Here is a 20112-nt window from a genome sequence, read left to right as displayed (position 1 = left end):
TAGCTACTCTCACCCTGATACATTAGTATTTACACATTCACCATAACACGTGAAATACGGCCGGCTTTTTCTTCTTCTTCGCGAATGGTCATCACTTCACAACCGTTGTCTGTCACCACGATTTGATGTTCATATTGTGCGCTGTGGCTACGATCTTTGGTTTTCACCGTCCAACCATCGCCCATTAAACGGGTTTCTTTTTTGCCTGCGTTAATCATTGGCTCAATGGTAAAGACCATACCTTTTTGCAAAATCACACCACCATCATCGGCGTAATAATGCAACACTTGGGGTTCGCAATGGAATTCGGTACCAATACCATGTCCGCAATACTCGCGTACCACGCTAAAACCTTGGCTTTCTGTGTATTTTTGTACGGCTTTGCCGATTTCATTTAAACGCACACCGGGCTTCACGGCACGCAATCCTACATAAAGGGCTTCTTGCGCTGCTTCCACGAGTTTTTTGCTGCGAATGGGTGGCTCGCCGACAATATACATTTTTGAGTTATCGCCGTAATAACCGTCTTTAATCACCGTCACATCAATATTGAGAATATCGCCGTCTTTTAAAATACGGTCATCGCTTGGAATGCCGTGACACACCACTTCGTTGATTGAAATACACGTAGCTTTTGGAAAACCGTGATAATTCAATGGAGCAGGAATGGTGCCTTGCACATTCACCATATAATCATGACAAATACGATCGAGTTCGCCTGTGCTCACCCCTGCTTTCACATAGGGTTCAATCATCACCAATACATCTTGTGCTAATCGGCAGGCTTCGCGTAATTTTACAATTTCTTCTTCGTTTCTTAATGGAATACTCATAAACTCTCCTTAAAAATGTCCGCGTATCATATCATATAAGCAGGATAGGCGAAAATATCCTTGAACGTTCTTGTGGGTTATTGGATAATAAACCGCTATTTATGACAGATTTTATAGGAAAGCACATTATGACAGATATTTCAGTTCCCCTTAATTTTACTGATGCCGCCGCAAACAAAGTGAAAGCATTAATTACAGAAGAAGAAAATGCCAATTTAAAATTACGCGTCTATATTACCGGCGGTGGCTGTAGCGGTTTCCAATACGGTTTTACTTTTGATGAAAAAGTCAACGATGGGGATTTAACCGTAGAAAACGCAGGCGTGAATTTAGTAGTTGATCCAATGAGTTTGCAATATTTAATTGGCGCAACGGTAGATTACACAGAAGGTTTAGAAGGTTCGCGTTTTGTAGTACAAAACCCAAATGCTTCCAGCACTTGTGGTTGCGGTTCATCATTTAGTATCTAATTTTCAGGCTATGGATTTCCAATTTACACACTTTCAGGGCAATGTGATGGCAAAATGTTCAATGGAACATATTGCCGTGGCAAATTGGTTTAATACAGAATTACCCCATAATTCTCAGTTAATTTCCACCGCACTTAATGCTATTCAACAAGCCAAAAAACATCTTTGCGAACAAGACATGACATTAATTGGCAAAGAATACAGCTTGTTTATTAATGCGGATGAAGTCATGGTCAGAGCGAATAATTTAGCCTTTACCGCTAGCGATGAACTCGAACCGGATTTTCACTATTACGATGAAGAAAGCATCGCATTTTGCGGCTTAGAAGACTTTGAACATTTTCTTCTCGCCTATCAGGATTTTATTCATAGCCGCTAAAGTGCGGTTATTTTTTTAGGAATATGAGCAACCATGTCAGCACAAGCAAATAAAGATCATACTCACCTGACAAAACCATGGTATAAAACCTGGAAAGGCACTGCAGCAAAATTTGCCTTAACCGCGGCTGCGTTAGCGACCTTTTACGGCATTTATTTAGACGGACAAATTCGTGCCAAAATGGATGGGCAAATTTGGCGATTACCGGCGGAAGTTTATAGCCGCATTGAAAGTATCCGCGTTGAAGATAAGCTGTCGCTGGAACAGATCAAACAAATTTTACTGGATAATGACTACCGTCAAACGACCCTAATCGCCGCCCCCGGTGATTTCAAAATTGAAGATGGCACCATTGTTTTATTACGCCGCTCATTTCCATTTCCAACAGGCGCGGAACCACAACGGGTGTTACGCCTGCGTTTTGCTCAAGGCAAATTAGCCACGATTGAAGATTTGGTTACGGTAAAAACCGTGCCTGAATTTCGTCTCGCACCCAAACTCATTGCCATGTTGCAATCTGATGAAGATAAAGAAGAACGTTTAGCGATCCCGTTGCAACAATACCCTCGTTTGTTGATTGATGCCTTAATTTTAACGGAAGATCGCCGTTTTTATGAACATGGTGGCATTAGCCCATTAGGTATTGCGCGAGCCATGTACACCAACTTCCGTGCCGGACATACAGTGCAAGGTGGAAGTACACTGACACAACAGCTCGTTAAAAACCTGTTTTTAAGTAATGAACGCTCTTTAACACGAAAAATCAACGAAGCCTTTATGGCAATCATGTTGGATTTTCGTTATGAAAAAAACACCATTTTAGAAACCTATCTCAATGAGATTTATCTTGGTCAAAATGGGGATTCGCAGATTCATGGCTTTGAACTCGCCAGCCATTTTTATTTTGGCCATTCTGTGCGCGAAATCAGTCTTGATCAAATTGCCTTATTGGTGGGTATGGTAAAAGGCCCATCCCTTTACAACCCTTGGCGCAATCCTGCTCTCGCCCTTGAACGCCGTAATGTGGTCTTGCGTTTAATGGTTGAGCATAAAATGATTGATGAAGAGCTTTACCAAACCCTAAGCAAACGTCCCCTTGGCGTTCAAACCAAAGGAAATATTGCTCGCAACTACCCTGCATTTATTCAGACATTACAAAGTGAATTGCGTGAAAACCTAGGGGAACAGCGCGATAACCAATTATTAGGCGCGCGAATTTTTACAACCCTTGATCCAAACCAACAACGTTATGCGGAGCAAGCGGTCGTAAATGGCACCGCAGAATTACAGCTTCAAACGAAAAACCCTGCCTTGCAATCGGCGATGGTAATCGCTGATTACAAACATGGGGAAATCCGCGCCATTGTGGGGGGAACTCAAATCAACTACGCAGGTTTTAACCGTGCGACTATGGCGCAGCGTCAAATTGGTTCATTAGTCAAACCATCGGTTTATTTAACCGCACTTTCACACCCTGATAAGTTCCGTTTAAATACGCCAATTAACAACCAACCGATTACCATTACAGTAAAAGGCAGCCCACCGTGGCAACCGCGCAACTATGATCGCCATTATGGCGGTTCGGTTATGTTAGTAGATGCCTTAGCGCGTTCGCTTAATATTCCAACGGTCAATATTGGGATGAAAGTGGGCTTGAAAGAAGTGATTGCCACCCAAAAAGCCATGGGTTGGGATAAAGTGAAAATCCCACATGTGCCGGCAACCTTATTGGGCTCTTATTCCATTTCGCCTTATGATGTGACGAAGCTCTATCAAACCATTGCCAATAATGGAGGAAAAATTCAGCTCACTACGATTGATACGATCACGACCCGCCAAGGGAAGGTGTTGTATCAACATAATACACAACCTGAACAAGTTGTACCCGCAGAAGCCGCGTACCAAACCCTTTATGCCATGCAACAAGTGGTGGAACGTGGCACGGGACGTAGTCTAATGAACGACTATGCGGATCTACATTTAGCCGGCAAAACAGGCACCACCAATGACGCTCGTGATACTTGGTTTGTGGGCGTTGATGGCGAACACGTGACAACCGTTTGGGTGGGGCGGGATGATAATGGTGACACAAAACTGACCGGGGCAAGTGGCGCGCTACACTTATATAAAAACTACCTTGCTCGCGCTAACATAAAAGCCTTTAAACCTGAAAAACCACAAGCTATCAAAATGATTGGGATTAATAGCTACGGCAGTTGGAACTGCGCAAGCCCTGTACGTAATATTCCCGTTTGGATTGATAAAAACCAAAACTTCTGTGCAGGTAGTGAACCTGTTGATGCAATAAATGAATCCCCCGCAGTGAATTCAAGCAAACCGGCGCAATCAACAGAAACACCGTCTGCGACAAAAGCTGAAAGTCTGTGGGATGTATTGGATAACAAACCTAAATCACCGTCAATCATCGAAGAGGCACAGCCTGCAAGATAATCTCGTGGAAATGGCTGGGGCGAAACATCTTTTGCCCCAAAATCATCATGGGGAAATTAAGGGCGAATTTTCACCGCGCTTTTTTGTTGTTCAAAATCCCTTCCAATGTTAACAACCCAATAGAAATAAACAGACAGGCCATTAAAATATAAGAGGTTTCGTCTAAACGTTCGCCGATAATAAAGGATACGATGAGCATCATAAAAGGTTCTAAATAACCTAATAAACCCAATAAATAAATCGGCAGCAATTGGCTTGACATAATGTAGAAAATAAATGCCGTTCCGCCCACTAGCCCTAATAAAAATAGCCCCCAATAGATATTAGGATTTTGTAGCTCTGCAAAATTAAAATCAATTTGGCCGGCAAAATACAGGGACGCAGGCACCATAGACAGCATCTCTAAGGCAAAGGCTGAGATATGCAACATATTGAAATGTTTACGCAAAGAAAAGTAGATAGGATAACCTAAGCAAACAAACGCCGTTTCCCAAGAAAATGCGCCTGTTAATATAATTTTGCTCATTACCCCAATAAACGCAAACAATACCGCCAACGCTTTGATGGTAGTTAATCGTTCATTAAAGAAAATACGCCCAAAGAGAACCATTAATAAAGGCAGTAACAAATAACCAATAGACACTTCAATGGCTTTGCCGCTCACGGGGGCATACAAAAACAACCACATTTGCGAACCCATATTCAGACCACCCAAAACAATAATGGCGATTAAGTGCGGTTGTTTTTTGATGCGTTTTAAAAACTCGATAAATTCTTGCTGCTTGTGTAACAACACAATAGCAAAAAGCACAAAAGGCAAAGTCACCAAGGTGCGCACGCCAAAAAGCTGGCTGCCTTCAATCGGACGCAACACGGTAGAAAGATAATACACCACACCAAAACCCAAAGAAGCGGTGACCGAAAAAAAGATACCTTTTATCATAGTTTTTCCAATTTTGCCAAATGCGCAATTAACCACTTAATTCCATTGCCTTGGAAGGCGATTTGTAAGCGCGTATTATTTTCCGCACCTTCTACATTAATCACTGTGCCTTGACCAAATTTTTCATGGCGCACTTTTTGCCCGCTTTTCCACCCCGCTTCATTGCTTTCCAAAACACGGTTCACATTCACCGCACTTTGATTGTAGGCACGCGTGACCGTTCCACGCAAACGTACCGCTTGAATACAATCTTCCGGCAATTCGTTAATAAAGCGTGACGGAATATGGCGTTCTTCTTTGCCATATAAACGGCGACTTTCCGCATAACAAATCGTCAGTTTTTTCTTCGCGCGCGTAATGCCCACATAAGCCAAACGGCGTTCTTCTTCTAATCGCCCCGGCTCTTCCAAGGACATAAAACTCGGGAAAATCCCTTCTTCCACCCCGACCATAAACACACGTGGAAATTCCAATCCTTTTGCGGAATGTAGCGTCATCATTTGTACACAAGATTGATGTGGACTCGCCTGTTCTTCACCCGCTTCAAGCGAGGCGTGAGTTAAAAAGGCGGTTAAATCCGACATATCTTCCGCATCATCAGGCTTAATAAATTCGCGGGTTGCCGTTACCAATTCTTCCAAGTTTTCGATCCGCACTTCGCCCTTCTCGCCTTTTTCTTGCTCATACATTTGATACAAACCGGAATGTTTAATCACAAAATCCGTTTGGGCAAACAACGGCATTTCTTCCGTTTCTTGCGCAAGCGAATTGATCAGTTCAATAAAACGAAGTAACGCCGTTGCCGCACGCCCGGTCAGTTTATTATCTTGAATCGCGACTTGTGTGGCTTGCCATAACGTAATTTGGCGTTCACGTGTCAATTGACGCAATGTATCGAGCGTGCGTTCACCAATGCCACGCGTTGGCGTATTAATCACACGTTCAAATGCGGCATCATCGTGGCGATTATTAATTAAACGTAAATAAGCCAAGGCATCTTTAATTTCCTGACGCTCGAAGAAGCGCATACCGCCATAAATACGATAAGGAATATTGGCGCGAATTAAGGCTTCTTCTAATACGCGGGACTGGCTGTTGCTACGATATAACACCGCGCAATCATCCAGCTTGCCGCCGTCTTCCAACCAGATTTTGATTTGGGATGACACAAACAACGCCTCATCCAATTCGTTGAAGGCGGCATAAATGCCCACGGGTTCACCATCGCCGTCTGCCGTCCAAAGCTCTTTGCCTAAGCGGTTTTCATTATTAGAAATCAACTCATTGGCTGATTTTAAAATATTGCCCGTAGAACGATAGTTTTGTTCTAATCGAATGGTTTGTGCTTGCTCAAAATCATCCAAAAAGCGTTGAATATTCTCAATTTGTGCCCCGCGCCAGCCATAAATAGATTGATCATCATCCCCTACGATCATCACTTTACCTGTTTCGCCAGCCAATAATTTGATCCACGCATATTGAATATTATTGGTATCTTGGAACTCATCCACCAAAATTTGCTGAAAACGGCGTTGATAGCTTTGCAAAATTAAGGGCTTTTTCAAAAATAATTCGTAAGCGCGCAACAAAATTTCCGCAAAGTCCACTAACCCCGAACGGTCGCAAGTGTCTTGATAAATTTTATAAATACGGATCCACTCTTGTTCTTGGCGATCATTCATATCGTCAATCATATCAGGACGCAAACCATCGTCTTTTTTATGATTGATATACCAACAGGCTTGCTTCGGCGGGTACATTTTTTCGTCATAATTATGCAGTTTGAGCAAGCGTTTCATTAATCGCAATTGATCTTCGCTGTCCATAATTTGGAAATCTTGCGGCAAACCTGCATCCGCATAATGAGAGCGCAATAAACGGTGCGCAATGCTATGGAATGTGCCGACCCACATACCAAAAAGGGAATGATTAGAATGTTGAGCAAGCGTGGCTTGAATACGATGACGCATTTCGGCGGCGGCTTTATTGGTAAAGGTAACCGCCATAATAGCACCTTCGGAAATGCCTTCTACCGCAATTAACCACGCAATACGATGGGTTAGCACACGCGTTTTGCCCGAACCGGCGCCTGCCAATACCAAATAATTGCCCAACGGTGCTGCCACCGCTTCTCGCTGTTTATCATTTAACCCATCTAATAATTCTGAAATATCCATAGCATTTTTAATCTGTTTTTATTTACAGCAGATTATAGTCCTAAAGCATAAATTGTCAATGAAAAGGCGGTCTAATAAGTGGCTGTTTATCTTTACAAAGATCAGGCTAACCTTTATAGTTAGCGCGCTTAATTTTTTATTTTCATGTCGTCTTTTTTCTATTTTCGGAAGGATGTTTTATGTCTATTTATGGCCAAACACACAAAAATCTGATGAAATTGACCGCGCTTTGTGGGCTATTTTCTCTTTATTCCCCCACTGCGGCTTTTGCAGAAGGAAAACTCAATATTTATTGCAGCCTACAAAGCACCACTTGTGAAAAAGTGGCGCAAGTTTTTGGCCAAAAATATGATGTAAAAACACAGGTTGTACGTAATAGTACAGGTACAATTCTTGGAAAAATCAAGTCCGAAAAAGAAAATCCACAAGCGGATGTGTGGTTTGGTGGCACGATTGAGCCACATCTGCAAGCAGGTGATTTAGGTTTATTAGAAAAATATCGTTCACCGAATCAAAAATACATTATGCCGCAATTCAAAGAGATTATGGATAAGCGAGGCGATTACACCTCCATTATTTATTTCGTGGAATTAGTGCTTGGCGTCAATACGAAAAAACTCGCCGAACTCAATATTGCCCCCCCAAAATGTTTTGCCGATCTCACAGATGAACGTTTTAAAGATCAGATTCAATATACCGATCCTCGAGTGTCCGGCACAGGCTATGCGTTCTTAGCAACAATGGTAACCTTATATGGTGAAGACAAAGCCTTTGAGTATTTTGCTAAACTGAATAAAAATGTCTCACAATTAGCCAAAACCGGCATGTCCACCCATAAACTTGCAACAGGTGAAGTGGGCGTTAATATAAGTTTTATGAATACCTATCTGCTTGAACAAGAAAAAGGCGCGCCGGTAGAAGGCGTTCGACCTTGCGAGGGGATTAGTTCAACACTGGGCGCGACAAGTATTATTAAAGGGGCGCGTAATTTAGAGAATGCCAAACGCTTTACGGATTGGGTTCTCACGAAAGAAGCACAAGAATTACAATGGCGTGAAACGGGAGCTTATCAGTTACCCACCAACATCCATGCTGAAGCTTATCCTAAAGCGACCTTGCCCCCAAATAGCCATTTCATTAAGTTGGATGTCTTGAAATTTGGTTCTGACCAAGAAAGTAAACGGTTAATTAATCGTTGGGTTGAAACAACTTTAAATCCACAATAAATACACCAAAATTAAAATAAAAATGGCGTTCAACTACCATTTGAACGCCATTAAATTCCATCAAAATTCACCGCACTTTATGCGCTCGACCCCACTATAAATCGTGGCCCGACCTTCTCGCGCAAAACCTATTAATGTTAAATCTGTTTCTTGCGCCATCTTGACCGCCAGTTCAGTGCCGGCTGAAATTGCCGCCAACATTTCTACGCCACAACTCACCACTTTTTGCACCATTTCGTAGCTTGCTCGGCTGGTGACTAGCACAAAACCTTGTGGTGTCTGATGTCGTGCAGACCAACCTAAAAGTTTATCTAACGCCACATGACGCCCCACATCTTCGCGAATAGCCAATAATTTACCCTGGCTATCAAAAAAGGCAGCAGCATGCGTTGCACCTGTTTCCTTACCTAAGGTTTGCGCAGAATAAACTGCATTTAAGCACGCATCCAATAAAGTAATGTCAAATTGCCAAGTGCGGTTTAATTTAGGTAATTTCTTACTCACTTGCTCCAACTGCTCCGAACCACAAATACCACAACCTGTTCGCCCTGTTAACGTACGGCGTAATTCTTTTAAGCGCACAAAACAGCGTGTCGCCAGCTCAATTTGCACTTCAATACCGTGGCAACTTTCTACAATATCCATACCATAAATATCGCTAGGCTTATCAATAATGCCTTCTGTTAAAGAAAACCCCATGGCAAAGTCTTCCAGATCCGTTGGGGTACACATCATCACGGTATGAGAAATTCCGTTGTACACCAAGGCTACGGGGACTTCTACCGCCAGAGTTTCGGTTTTGGGTTGAAATGGAATGTCTGCAGATTTTTTAAAAAAAACAGCAGAATGTGTCATAAATTGCGTCAAAGTGCGGTCCTTTTGGGGTAAGATTTTTAATGACTATATTAGCCATGAAAATAAAAGGGACTAATTATATTAGCCCCAGTAATAATTAGAAACTACCTTTTAAGCCAACGTAAACATTACGTCCGTCTTGTCCATAATAAAGGGTATCTTCATATTTCTTATCAAAGACATTATTAAGGTTAGCATAAACATTAATATTTGGCGTCACTTGATAATTCACACCTAAATTAACTAACGTATAAGATGGTAATTTAACACGCGTTGATGTTGAGTTAAAATTTGCATCATAATACGTATATTTTTCAAAACGTTTTCCAACATAAGATACGTTAATATCAGCGCCTAATTCGGAAGTGATTTGATAAGCAATACCTGCATTAGCTAAATGTTTAGGACGACGTACTAATTCCATTTTTTGGCTGTCACGTGCTTGCGTGTAAGTATAATTTGCATAGGTTGTTAGCAAATCCGTAATTTTTCCATTATAAGCAAGTTCAACACCTCGAATTTGGCTAATGCCATCTAAGTTAATTGATTTAGTGTTGCCATTAATACGGGTTGTACTAATCATATTATCCACATTACGTGCAAAATAGGTCACATCAAAACTATGTTGCTTATCTTGAGATTCTAGCAATAAGCCAATATCTCCACCGCGGCTTTTTTCTGGTTTTAATGCAGGGTTTGCAATAAATTTCCCATTATATCCGTAGTATTCGGTCATCGTTGGATTTTGAATAGCTGAACCTAAACTTGCGTGTGCTTTAATATTTGGCGATAAACGATACGCCCCCGCAATTCGTCCTGTAAAAGCATTTTCATATTCTGAATTGTCTGTAAAGCGTCCACTAATAGAAAAACTATGATCCTGTTCACTTAACAGACGATATTCAGTTGCAATACTTTTTTCAATCAGTTTTTTATTATCTAAATCATATGACCAATCTGGAAACGCAGGAGAATTATAATTCGCTTGATAATCAGATTTTTGATATTCCGTTAAAAAACTCAGTCCCTGTGTAATTTCACCTTCACGATCAAAATTCACATCTAATTGATAATTGGCTGCTAATCTTTTTCCACCATAGGCACTTGTTGAATAGGCTTCATAAGAATTGCTATCCGTTTTGATATTGCTCACAGCAAATTTATGTTTGAATAATTCTTGATCACTCCCCAGATAACCACTTAATTTTAAAAGCGTCTCACGAGTATGGGTGTAATTATCGTAAGTCCCTTCTGTTGGATAATCATCATAATGACTATTTTGTGTAGAATGTGTTGCTAATAACTCAACACCTTTATTATTTAAATCATAACCTAAACGAAAAGAAACATTATCTCGATGAAATTTATCACGCTCTTTCGCTCCGCCTGTTGGAACGAATGTCCCGTCTTCCGCTGTATAATTAAATTTATCTGAACTAATCGCTGAAATGCCACGTGTACGATGACTATTTCCATTCAACGCATAATAGAAACCATTGTTATAGCCTGAAATCGTAGCAGAACCGTCATAAGTTCCGTGTGAACCTGTGCCTAAATCAAAGTCTACATTAAATGGCTTATTTTTATATAATCCACTTTTCGTTGTGATATAGATCACACCACCCATGGCATCACTACCCCAAAGTGTAGACTGTTCACCACGTAATACTTCAATACGATCAATATTGCTTAAACTTAAACCACCGAAATCAAAGCCGTACCCCGTAATAGGATTAACTTTTACGCCATCAATTACCACAGCCGTATGGTTAGCATCCGCCCCACGAAGATAAAAATTAGTTAAAGTTCCACGTCCACCAGATGCACTCATTGCCACGCTCGGCACAGTTTTCAACACATCACTTACATAAGTGGCATTACGCTCTGTAAAATCTTTCTCTGTCAAAACAGTAACCGAAGAAGCGGTTTTGTCTTGATTGACTGGTGTTGCATAGGCCGAGTAAACTTTAATATCGGGTAAGGTTGCCGTTTCTGCCAAACTTGCTGCAGGGCAAACTGCACATAAAATAAGGGAAATTTTGTTAAGTTTCATTGTATTTGCTTCCAAAAATAATAAGGCACACAGTTTGCCATAGCCTGTTCAATTTCTCTAACGAATAATTTTAATTATTTGCATGAAACAATTTCATAATAAATTTGAAATTTATGCACTTTGCAAATGAATAAATAACCGTTATTATCATTCAAACATAAAAACAAATATCCTAAAAAAGGCACTGATCATGAGTTACGCAAGAGAAATTAATATTCTAAATCAAAATGTTGCAGATTTAGATGGAAAAATTAACGTTTCCTTTGAGTTTTTCCCACCAAAAAATGAAAAAATGGAAAATATGCTTTGGGAATCCATTCACAGATTAAAGGGCTTACAACCTAAATTTGTGTCTGTGACTTATGGCGCAAATTCAGGGGAACGCGAGCGCACTCATACGATTGTGAAAAATATTCAAAATGAAACTGGTTTGGTAGCGGTTCCTCACCTAACCGGTATTGATGCCACGCCTGATGAACTCCGCGTTATTGCTAAAGATTATTGGGACAACGGCATTCGCGGCATTGTGGCATTACGCGGTGACGAACCACCGGGTTACGCGAAACAACCTTTCTATGCTTCAGATTTAGTGGCTTTGCTCAAAGATGTGGCGGATTTCGATATTTCAGTAGCCGCCTACCCTGAAGTTCACCCTGAAGCGAAATCAGCCCAAGCCGATTTATTGAACTTAAAGCGGAAAATTGATGCAGGTGCGAACCGCGCGATTACTCAATTTTTCTTTGATGTAGATAGTTATCTTCGCTTCCGTGATCGCTGTGTAACCATTGGTATTGACGCTGAGATTATCCCGGGAATTTTGCCTGTCAGTAATTTTAAACAGTTACAAAAAATGGCGGCAATTACCAATGTCAAAGTACCAAGCTGGATGGGAAAAATGTATGAAGGTTTAGATGATGATCAAACTACGCGTAATCTCGTAGCCGCAAGTATCGCTATGGATATGGTCAAAGTGTTATCCAAAGAAGGGGTAAAAGATTTCCATTTCTATACCTTAAACCGTGCAGAGCTAAGCTATGCTATTTGTCATGTGTTAGGGGTTAGACCGCGTTAATGTCTATCTCATAAAAAATGATCTGCCCCAAAAAGTTGAACTAAACAACCAACTGATTAAGGTGCAGATCATTAGATTGCCCTATTTTATTTATTCCCAGAAATTCACCATTCTGCTCGGTCGAATCACATTATTTTTATCCACATCCGCAACACCTAAGAATACATTCTCGTGAGAAAATAACCGCACTTGTCCATAAACTCGCTGTTCATTGGCAAATTTAACACGTTGCCCAAAGCCTACGGCAGTGGTTTGCTCTTGGTTTAACGTTAATGTAAGAAGTTTAGAAACCGCTGTATCCACGGGCAATAAATATTGATCTAATACAGATAGATCTGACTTCTCAGCAAGCTGTTGTAGCTGCTCCCAAGTTAACATTTTTGCATAGGGATAATCCGCCACAGCAATACGGCGCAACATGGTAACATGTGCGCCACAGCCTAAATATTCCCCTAAATCATCCACTAATGTCCGAATATAGGTGCCTTTTGAGCAATGGACTTCTAGGGTTAAATTCGGGGCATCATAATCAATAAATTTTAATTCAAAAATGCGGATAGGGCGCGCTTCTCGTTCCACAGTAATCCCTTGACGCGCATATTCATAAAGCGGTTTGCCGTTATGTTTTAAGGCAGAAAACATCGTGGGCACTTGCATCAAATCACCACGAAAATGCGGAAGTGCGGTCAGAATTTGTTCTAAATTCACCGTTACATCACGGGTTTCTACCACTTCCCCTTCCGCATCAGAAGTATCTGTACGTTCGCCTAATTTAGCAGTGACTAAATAGCGTTTGTCCGCGTCTAACAAAAACTGCGAGAACTTGGTCGCCTCGCCCAAACAAATCGGCAACATTCCCGTTGCTAATGGATCTAACGCCCCCGTATGCCCTGCCTTATTTGCCTGATAAATGCGTTTCACTTTTTGCAAAATATCATTAGACGACATACCCTGTGGCTTATCGAGTAAAAATACGCCGTGAATATCGCGGCCACGCTTACGGGGTCTTGACATTATTCTTCCTTATATTTGCTGTCTAAATCAGGTTCATCTACATGACGCGCTTCGTCTTTACGAATCACATCTGTCACAAGATTCGACATACGCATCCCTTCAACCAAAGATTGGTCATACACAAAACGCAATTCAGGCACAATACGTAAACGCATCGCTTTGCCTAATAATGAACGAATGTAAGGCGAGGCTTTTTCCAATCCTTTCATCCCCTGTTCAATCGCTGTTTCATCATGATCAAATAAAAACGTCACAAAGATTTTAGCGTAGGCTAAATCTTTTGATACCTCAACGTCTGATACCGTCACCATACCAATACGCGGATCTTTTACTTCACGCTGTAAAATTACCGCAACTTCTTTTTGTAGCTCTTGCGCTACACGATCTGAGCGTTTAAATTCTCTTGCCATTTTTTACCCTTTTTTATTCTTTCTCATTGTTCTTGTATCTGTTTATTACCCAAGGCTGATTGCCTATTGTTGGGTATTATCTTACATTCTATCCGCCCTTACAAATTAAATGACATTGATATTCATCGGATTAATGATCCAAATATAAATAATTTTTCCAACTGTTCATTCTTAATAAAATTTTACGCATCATCGCCAAATGAGATGTGGATGATTACGTTTTTTCGCGATTTCATAAGGAATATCGTGAATAGCGATGACTGCATAAAAAATCACGATACTCGCAAAAATTAAGAAAAATAAGGCTAAATAATCAAAGCCATAAAATGTTCCTATGTAAATTGCTAACAAGCGGTCAGAAACTGGTGAGCTTTTACAAAAAACTCCCAAAATCAGACCGCTTATTTAGCATATCAAGATATTTTTATAAAGGTATTATTAAATCGAACGTTTTACTTCAACCACTTCGAACACCTCGATTTGGTCGCCGACTTTCACATCGTTGTAGTTTTTCACGCCCACACCACATTCCATATTGCTACGCACTTCTGAAACGTCATCTTTGAAGCGACGAAGTGAATCCAATTCCCCTTCAAAAATCACCACATTATCGCGTAAAACACGAATTGGCGCAGAACGTTTGATGATACCTTCCGTAACCATACAACCTGCGATTGCGCCAAATTTTGGATGACGGAAGACATCACGTACTTCTGCCAAGCCAATAATTTCTTGTTTGAATTCAGGTTGTAACATACCGCTCATTGCTGCTTTGATTTCGTTTAATAATTCATAAATGATTGAATAATAACGTAAATCAATGTTTTCCGCTTCAATTACACGGCGTGCTGAAGCATCTGCACGAACATTGAAGCCCACCATAATCGCATTAGAAGCTGCTGCTAAAGTTGCATCGGTTTCAGTAATACCACCTACACCAGAACCAACTACTTTCACTTTTACTTCATCTGTTGAAAGCTCTGCTAACGCTTGGCAAATCGCTTCAACCGAACCTTGTACGTCTGCTTTCACAATAACGTTAAGCTCTGCCACATCGCCTTCGGTCATGTTGCTGAACATATTTTCCAATTTTGCTTTTTGCTGACGAGCGAGTTTCACTTCACGGAATTTACCCTGACGGAATAACGCCACTTCACGCGCTTTTTTCTCATCACGTACCACTGTCGCTTCATCACCGGCCGCCGGAACACCTGAAAGTCCTAACACTTCCACTGGAATTGACGGACCTGCTGCTTCGATATCCTTACCATTTTCATCACGCATTGCACGAACACGACCATATTCAAAGCCACAAAGTACGATGTCGCCTTTGTTTAATGTACCTGATTGAACAAGAATGGTTGCAACCGGACCACGACCTTTATCGAGATAAGATTCGATAACAACACCGCTTGCCATACCATCTTTCACCGCGGTTAATTCCAACACTTCAGATTGAAGAATAATCGCATCTAATAAATCATCAATACCCGTACCTTTTTTCGCAGAAACAGGAACAAATTGAACATCACCACCGAATTTTTCAGAAATGACTTCGTATTGCAATAATTCTTGTTCTACACGATCCGGATTGGCTTCCGGTTTATCAATTTTGTTTACCGCAACCACTAGCGGCGCGCCTGCTGCTTTCGCGTGTTGGATCGCTTCAATGGTTTGTGGCATGACACCATCATCTGCCGCCACTACAAGAACAACGATATCTGTTGCTTTCGCACCACGCGCACGCATTGAGGTAAATGCTGCGTGTCCCGGGGTATCTAAGAAAGTAATCATCTTACCGTCATTAGTTTCAACATGATACGCACCGATATGCTGAGTAATACCACCTGCCTCACCAGCTGCCACTTTCGCTTTACGAATGTAGTCTAATAATGAGGTTTTACCATGGTCAACGTGACCCATAATGGTCACCACCGGCGCACGTGTCACTTGTTCAGCATTCACATCACGATCACCTAATACCGCTTCTTCTAATTCGTTTTCATTACGAAGAATCACTTTATGACCTAATTCTTCCGCCACAAGCTGTGCCGTTTCTTGGTCAATCACTTGGTTAATGGTCACCATTTCGCCCATTTTCATCATTAATTTAATGATTTCAGTGGCTTTTACCGCCATTTTATTAGCAAGTTCTGCAACGGTAATGGTTTCCCCAATAATCACATCCGCTTTTACAACAGAAACCGGTTTGGTAAAGGCTTGTTGAATTGCGCTACCTTTCTTCGCATTTTTTCCTTTACCTTTAAGATCTTTCTGATTACGGCGATCTGCACTGCGCTCATTTTTGCTGCCATTATCATCATCACGGCCGCCTTTCTTCGCCTTAGCAACCTTATTCTTTCCACCACGATTATTATTTTCACGGCGGCGATTATCTTCATCTTCCGCTTCACGCGCGTAGCTTGAGGTTAAATGATAATCTGAATAATCTTCTGAACTGCTGTAATTGTCTTCGCTGTCATCACGTTCTGCATAACGGCGCGCTGCTTCCGCAGCAAGACGCGCTTGTTCTTCTGCTTTTTGACGTGCTAATTCTTCCGCTTTACGTCTTAATTCAGCTTCTTCTGCTTTACGTTTTTCTTTTTCAGAATCAGCCGATTTTGCTACCGCACTTTTTTCTTGTTTGGCTTCAGCGGCTTTTTTCGCTTCTTCTTCCGCTTTAGCTTTCGCTTCAGCCGCCGCTTTTGCTTCCGCTGCGGCTTTTGCTTCTGCGGCTGCTTTTTCTTCTGCTGCACGTTTTTCTGCAGCGGCTTTTTCTGCAGCTTCTTGCTCTGCTTTTAATTTAGCTTCTTCTTCCGCTTTTTTAGCTGCAACAATAGCTGCCGTATCCACTTTACGGGATTTGCGAACTTCAACTTGAACCGCTTTCGCTTTTCCACCCGCAGTTGTGCCACTTACAGTAGATTTTTCACGGCGTTTTAAACTGAGTTTTTTTGGTGCGTTTTCCGCATTTTGTTCTTTATCCGTCATTTTCTGCTCCTATTACTCACCAAACCAACAGATATTACGCGCCGCCATAATAAGCTCACCCGCTTTTTCCGGGCTTAATTCTTCAATATCCGCTAAATCATCAACGCCTTGTTCCGCTAACTCTTCCAGCGTTAAGATTTGTTTTTCGGCTAATTTAAAGGCGATATGACGTTCCATACCATCAAGGTTTAATAAACGTTCTTCGATGTGCGCGCTTTCTAAGGCTTTTTCTTCTGCCAACGCTGTCGCTGTAATCGCATCTTTAGCACGAGTTTGTAACTCTTCCACTAAATCTTCATCTTCTAAACCATCAATAGCGGTTAGCTCGCTCACCGGCACATAAGCTAATTCTTCAAGGTTGGTAAAGCCTTCATCAATTAAAATTTGCGCAAAGTCTTCGTCAATCTCAAGTGCGGTCATAAATAAGTTTAAAATTTTATTGTCTTCCGCTTGATGTTTTTGCGCCAACTCATCAGTTGTCATTACATTTAATGTCCAACCGGTTAATTGAGTCGCTAAACGAACGTTTTGACCATTACGGCCAATCGCTTGCGCTAAATTTGCTGCTTCCACCGCAATATCCATGGAGTGATTATCTTCATCCACCACAATAGAGCTCACATCAGCAGGTGCCATTGCATTAATCACAAATTGTGCCGGGTTATCATCCCAAAGCACGATATCAACACGCTCACCACCTAATTCATTGGTAATTGCTTGAACACGTGCACCACGCATGCCGACACAAGCACCTACCGGGTCAATACGTTTATCATTACTTTTTACTGCAATTTTGGCACGCGAACCCGGGTCACGCGCTGCCCCTTTAATTTCGATAATCTGTTCGCCAATTTCCGGCACTTCCAAACGGAATAATTCTTCCAACATGACAGGTTTTGCACGTGTAACAAACAATTGGAAACCTTTGCTTTCCGGCGCGACTTTATAAAGCACACCACGAACACGATCGCCCGGACGGAAATTTTCACGCGGAAGCATATCTTCGCGAACAATCACCGCTTCTGCTTTAGCCGGATCTTCTTTATTGCCGATTAATTCTAAAATAATGGTTTCACGGTTTACTTTTTTCACCGTGCCAATCACAATTTTGCCTTCTTCATGAAGGAATTGCGCCACAACACGGCTACGTTCTGCATCACGAATTTTGGTGCTAATTACTTGGCGTGCGGTTTGCATCGTAATACGGTCAAAGTCAATGGATTCAATTTGATCTTCAACAACATCGCCAACTTGAATATTTGGATCATCTAAACGAGCCGCTTCCAAGGTCATTTCTTTCGTTGGATTTGTCACCTCTTCCACGACTGTCCAACGGCGGAACGTATCAAATTCACCTGTTTTGTGATTAATCACCACGCGAACATCAATCTCAGACGGTTTATCAACCCCTAAACGCTCTTGTTTTTGAACATGTTTTTTCTTAGTTGAAAGGGCAATGGCCGCTTCCAATGCTTCAAAAATCACTTCTTTTGGTAATGATTTTTCGTTTGATACCGCTTCAGCGGCGAATAAAATCTCTTTACTCATTTTAATAATACCTTTTAATTGAAATCCTTAAAATTTTGGAACCACATTGGCTTTTTGAACATTGCCAAATACAAATACTTGCTCTTGACCATCCACAACTAATGTAATCATATCGTTGTCCACTTTCTCTAATTTACCCTGCCATTTACGGCGATCCGCAACGGGAATTCGTAAATGAATAGAGACATCTTGTCCAACAAAACGCTCAAATTGCGCCAGCGTAAATAATGGGCGATCTAAACCGGGTGAAGACACTTCAAGATTGTATTTATCGGCAATCGGGTCTTCTACATCTAAAATCGCGCTCACTTGACGGCTTACATCAGCGCAATCTTCGATCCCCACGCCACCGTCTTTATCAATAAATAAACGCACAGTCATAAAACGACCTGCACGTTGACATTCAATGCCCCATAGCTCACAGCCTAAGTCCTCAATGGCCGGCGTAAGCATCTCTTTTAAATTTTGTTCTAATGTTGCCATTATGTTCCTACTTATCCTTTTTATGGACGTAAAAAAAGCGCTTAACGCGCTCAGTGAAATTTTTCCAAATTTTACGTACAAAAAAACCCAAATTTCAAATTTGGGTTTCACTGAACCGTTATTTCCTTCTTAAATTAAGAAGTGGTTGCGGGGGCCGGATTTGAACCGACGGCCTTCGGGTTATGAGCCCGACGAGCTACCAAGCTGCTCCACCCCGCGTCCGAAATATGCGCGTATTATACGCTCAGTTTCTGTTATGTCAAGGTTTTCCTAAAAATTAATGCAAATTAGGTGTTTTCACTCTGACAAGGATTAGAAACCAAAACCGGCACCAAGGCTAACTCCGGCACCGCCATTGCTTGCACCAAAGCCGCCGCCCACACCGGCGCTACAACCGGATAAAAGTGCAGTCAAAACCAAAACTAAAAATAACTTTTTCATTTTTTCCCCTTTACTAATTCAAATAATCGATATACCGCCAGCAAATCCTTTCGTGCAATCGGTTTAAATGGCAATAAAAGATAATACAACCAACGATATGCAGTTAAGAACCGAACACATTCTTCCCAAATTACAGGTTCGCAAGCGTCAGCTAACACCTGAACCGTTGCCACAATATCATCATCACTTAGCTCTTTTGTGCGACATAAACCATGAAGAAACACTAATACATCACGTTTTTTCTTCCAATTGAGATCGCGCGTATGAGAATGATCTTCTAAGTCAATAAAACGGACTTCACCATTATCCCAAGCAATATCACGAATTGCCGGGCGACCATGTACTAAACCCATTTTATGCAAATTAATCAGTGCCAAGGCAGCATCGCGCAGAATATTCTGTTTTTCTACCGCACTTTTGTTAGGAAGGATATGGTTTAAGGTCTTCCCTACATCTTCCAACACCAAATAATTCTCCGTTGCCACTAACAAACGTGCGACAGGGGCATGTTTATTGTCCAAATACAATAAAGTCCGTAATTCTTCTTGAAACAGCTTTTGCGGGTAGGGTTTTAATAAACGCTCAACCCCGGTAAGAATTTCCGGTTGTTTTAACCAATATTTTTTCCCTGCATATTCAAAAGGATAAATCCGTTCTCCTTTTTGTTGCTGATAAAGTAATTCAACATAATCAGCAAATTCACGAGTTGACTTAATTAACATGATAGATCCCATAACATCCTAAATGCTTCATCATAAACACCTCA

At 41.4% G+C, this 20112-nt stretch carries 18 protein-coding genes and 1 tRNA gene; 5 read left to right on the top strand and 14 right to left on the bottom strand.

From position 1 onward, the window contains the following. Nucleotides 1-29: 29 nt before the first annotated feature. Nucleotides 30-833, bottom strand: a complete 804-nt coding sequence (gene map / locus Q0O89_RS01200) for a type I methionyl aminopeptidase (RefSeq protein ID WP_135709787.1) — start codon at nt 831-833, stop codon at nt 30-32. A gap of 128 nt (nt 834-961) precedes the next feature. Here map and erpA point away from each other — a divergent pair, with 128 nt between their 5' ends. Genes erpA through mrcB form a run of 3 tightly spaced genes read left to right on the top strand, consistent with a single transcriptional unit; the run spans nt 962 to nt 4133 of the window. Further along, on the top strand, nt 962-1303 hold the full coding sequence (gene erpA, locus Q0O89_RS01195) for an iron-sulfur cluster insertion protein ErpA (protein WP_135709786.1): 342 nt from the start codon (nt 962-964) through the stop codon (nt 1301-1303). A 10-nt stretch (nt 1304-1313) separates the two neighbouring features. Then, nucleotides 1314-1682, top strand: a complete 369-nt coding sequence (locus tag Q0O89_RS01190; protein ID WP_293730040.1) for a YacL family protein — start codon at nt 1314-1316, stop codon at nt 1680-1682. Between the two features lie 33 nt (nt 1683-1715). Then, nucleotides 1716-4133 carry a penicillin-binding protein 1B gene (gene mrcB / locus Q0O89_RS01185; RefSeq protein WP_293729975.1) on the top strand — a complete coding sequence of 806 codons (2418 nt, stop codon included), beginning with the start codon at nt 1716-1718 and terminating at the stop codon, nt 4131-4133. A 70-nt stretch (nt 4134-4203) separates the two neighbouring features. Here the strand turns inward: mrcB and rarD are convergent, their stop codons facing one another. Both rarD and uvrD read right to left on the bottom strand, forming a co-directional pair. After that, nucleotides 4204-5076, bottom strand: a complete 873-nt coding sequence (gene rarD / locus Q0O89_RS01180) for an EamA family transporter RarD (protein ID WP_135709464.1) — start codon at nt 5074-5076, stop codon at nt 4204-4206. Beyond that, nucleotides 5073-7253, bottom strand: a complete 2181-nt coding sequence (gene uvrD, locus Q0O89_RS01175; protein ID WP_293729974.1) for a DNA helicase II — start codon at nt 7251-7253, stop codon at nt 5073-5075. Before uvrD ends, rarD begins: the two co-directional genes overlap by 4 nt. A gap of 179 nt (nt 7254-7432) precedes the next feature. Here uvrD and Q0O89_RS01170 point away from each other — a divergent pair, with 179 nt between their 5' ends. Continuing rightward, on the top strand, nt 7433-8479 hold the full coding sequence (locus Q0O89_RS01170; RefSeq protein ID WP_293729973.1) for an ABC transporter substrate-binding protein: 1047 nt from the start codon (nt 7433-7435) through the stop codon (nt 8477-8479). A 60-nt stretch (nt 8480-8539) separates the two neighbouring features. Here Q0O89_RS01170 and fdhD read toward each other — a convergent pair whose 3' ends face one another. Together fdhD and Q0O89_RS01160 are read right to left on the bottom strand one after the other, a co-directional pair. Next, nucleotides 8540-9334, bottom strand: a complete 795-nt coding sequence (fdhD, locus tag Q0O89_RS01165; RefSeq protein ID WP_366516008.1) for a formate dehydrogenase accessory sulfurtransferase FdhD — start codon at nt 9332-9334, stop codon at nt 8540-8542. 97 nt (nt 9335-9431) lie between these two features. Beyond that, the gene (locus tag Q0O89_RS01160) at nt 9432-11387 is read right to left on the bottom strand and encodes a TonB-dependent receptor (protein ID WP_293729972.1); all 1956 of its coding nucleotides are present in this window, start codon (nt 11385-11387) and stop codon (nt 9432-9434) included. 190 nt (nt 11388-11577) lie between these two features. On the opposite strand from Q0O89_RS01160, the gene metF reads away from it, so the two are divergent. Next, the gene (gene metF, locus Q0O89_RS01155) at nt 11578-12459 is read left to right on the top strand and encodes a methylenetetrahydrofolate reductase (protein ID WP_293729971.1); all 882 of its coding nucleotides are present in this window, start codon (nt 11578-11580) and stop codon (nt 12457-12459) included. Between the two features lie 90 nt (nt 12460-12549). Here metF and truB read toward each other — a convergent pair whose 3' ends face one another. The 9 genes from truB to Q0O89_RS01110 all read right to left on the bottom strand — a co-directional run bounded on the left by truB (nt 12550) and on the right by Q0O89_RS01110 (nt 20068). Next, nucleotides 12550-13473, bottom strand: coding sequence for a tRNA pseudouridine(55) synthase TruB (gene truB / locus Q0O89_RS01150; protein WP_293729970.1), 924 nt, complete (start codon nt 13471-13473; stop codon nt 12550-12552). Beyond that, nucleotides 13473-13883 carry a 30S ribosome-binding factor RbfA gene (gene rbfA / locus Q0O89_RS01145; RefSeq protein ID WP_276983670.1) on the bottom strand — a complete coding sequence of 137 codons (411 nt, stop codon included), beginning with the start codon at nt 13881-13883 and terminating at the stop codon, nt 13473-13475. Before rbfA ends, truB begins: the two co-directional genes overlap by 1 nt. 189 nt (nt 13884-14072) lie before the next feature. After that, a complete protein-coding gene (locus Q0O89_RS01140; RefSeq protein WP_366516007.1) occupies nt 14073-14234 on the bottom strand; it encodes a DUF3302 domain-containing protein in 162 nt (53 codons plus the stop codon). Nucleotides 14235-14321: 87 nt separating this feature from the next. After that, nucleotides 14322-16874: a translation initiation factor IF-2 gene (infB, locus tag Q0O89_RS01135; protein WP_293729969.1), complete on the bottom strand. Its 2553-nt coding sequence runs from the start codon at nt 16872-16874 to the stop codon at nt 14322-14324. Between the two features lie 12 nt (nt 16875-16886). Further along, nucleotides 16887-18422 carry a transcription termination factor NusA gene (nusA, locus tag Q0O89_RS01130; protein ID WP_293729968.1) on the bottom strand — a complete coding sequence of 512 codons (1536 nt, stop codon included), beginning with the start codon at nt 18420-18422 and terminating at the stop codon, nt 16887-16889. Between the two features lie 27 nt (nt 18423-18449). Then, nucleotides 18450-18905: a ribosome maturation factor RimP gene (gene rimP, locus Q0O89_RS01125; RefSeq protein ID WP_273382916.1), complete on the bottom strand. Its 456-nt coding sequence runs from the start codon at nt 18903-18905 to the stop codon at nt 18450-18452. Nucleotides 18906-19047: 142 nt separating this feature from the next. Next, nucleotides 19048-19124 (bottom strand) — tRNA-Met (locus Q0O89_RS01120). 93 nt (nt 19125-19217) lie between these two features. Beyond that, a complete protein-coding gene (locus Q0O89_RS01115) occupies nt 19218-19346 on the bottom strand; it encodes a lipoprotein (RefSeq protein WP_167874930.1) in 129 nt (42 codons plus the stop codon). Continuing rightward, nucleotides 19343-20068: a hypothetical protein gene (locus Q0O89_RS01110; RefSeq protein WP_293729967.1), complete on the bottom strand. Its 726-nt coding sequence runs from the start codon at nt 20066-20068 to the stop codon at nt 19343-19345. Before Q0O89_RS01110 ends, Q0O89_RS01115 begins: the two co-directional genes overlap by 4 nt. Between the last annotated feature and the right edge of the window lie 44 nt (nt 20069-20112).

Source organism: uncultured Actinobacillus sp., assembly GCF_945915845.1.
Taxonomy (GTDB): domain Bacteria; phylum Pseudomonadota; class Gammaproteobacteria; order Enterobacterales; family Pasteurellaceae; genus Exercitatus.
This window is presented reverse-complemented; position numbering and strand designations above follow the sequence as displayed.

Excerpts from the sequence above, each read along its gene's own strand:
- map (WP_135709787.1), bottom strand. The coding sequence starts at position 833 with ATGAGTATTCCATTAAGAAACGAAGAAGAAATTGTAAAATTACGCGAA.
- erpA (WP_135709786.1), top strand. The coding sequence starts at position 962 with ATGACAGATATTTCAGTTCCCCTTAATTTTACTGATGCCGCCGCAAAC.
- Q0O89_RS01190 (WP_293730040.1), top strand. The coding sequence starts at position 1,314 with ATGGATTTCCAATTTACACACTTTCAGGGCAATGTGATGGCAAAATGT.
- mrcB (WP_293729975.1), top strand. The coding sequence starts at position 1,716 with ATGTCAGCACAAGCAAATAAAGATCATACTCACCTGACAAAACCATGG.
- rarD (WP_135709464.1), bottom strand. The coding sequence starts at position 5,076 with ATGATAAAAGGTATCTTTTTTTCGGTCACCGCTTCTTTGGGTTTTGGT.
- uvrD (WP_293729974.1), bottom strand. The coding sequence starts at position 7,253 with ATGGATATTTCAGAATTATTAGATGGGTTAAATGATAAACAGCGAGAA.
- Q0O89_RS01170 (WP_293729973.1), top strand. The coding sequence starts at position 7,433 with ATGTCTATTTATGGCCAAACACACAAAAATCTGATGAAATTGACCGCG.
- fdhD (WP_366516008.1), bottom strand. The coding sequence starts at position 9,334 with ATGACACATTCTGCTGTTTTTTTTAAAAAATCTGCAGACATTCCATTT.
- Q0O89_RS01160 (WP_293729972.1), bottom strand. The coding sequence starts at position 11,387 with ATGAAACTTAACAAAATTTCCCTTATTTTATGTGCAGTTTGCCCTGCA.
- metF (WP_293729971.1), top strand. The coding sequence starts at position 11,578 with ATGAGTTACGCAAGAGAAATTAATATTCTAAATCAAAATGTTGCAGAT.
- truB (WP_293729970.1), bottom strand. The coding sequence starts at position 13,473 with ATGTCAAGACCCCGTAAGCGTGGCCGCGATATTCACGGCGTATTTTTA.
- rbfA (WP_276983670.1), bottom strand. The coding sequence starts at position 13,883 with ATGGCAAGAGAATTTAAACGCTCAGATCGTGTAGCGCAAGAGCTACAA.
- infB (WP_293729969.1), bottom strand. The coding sequence starts at position 16,874 with ATGACGGATAAAGAACAAAATGCGGAAAACGCACCAAAAAAACTCAGT.
- nusA (WP_293729968.1), bottom strand. The coding sequence starts at position 18,422 with ATGAGTAAAGAGATTTTATTCGCCGCTGAAGCGGTATCAAACGAAAAA.
- rimP (WP_273382916.1), bottom strand. The coding sequence starts at position 18,905 with ATGGCAACATTAGAACAAAATTTAAAAGAGATGCTTACGCCGGCCATT.
- Q0O89_RS01115 (WP_167874930.1), bottom strand. The coding sequence starts at position 19,346 with ATGAAAAAGTTATTTTTAGTTTTGGTTTTGACTGCACTTTTATCCGGT.
- Q0O89_RS01110 (WP_293729967.1), bottom strand. The coding sequence starts at position 20,068 with ATGTTAATTAAGTCAACTCGTGAATTTGCTGATTATGTTGAATTACTT.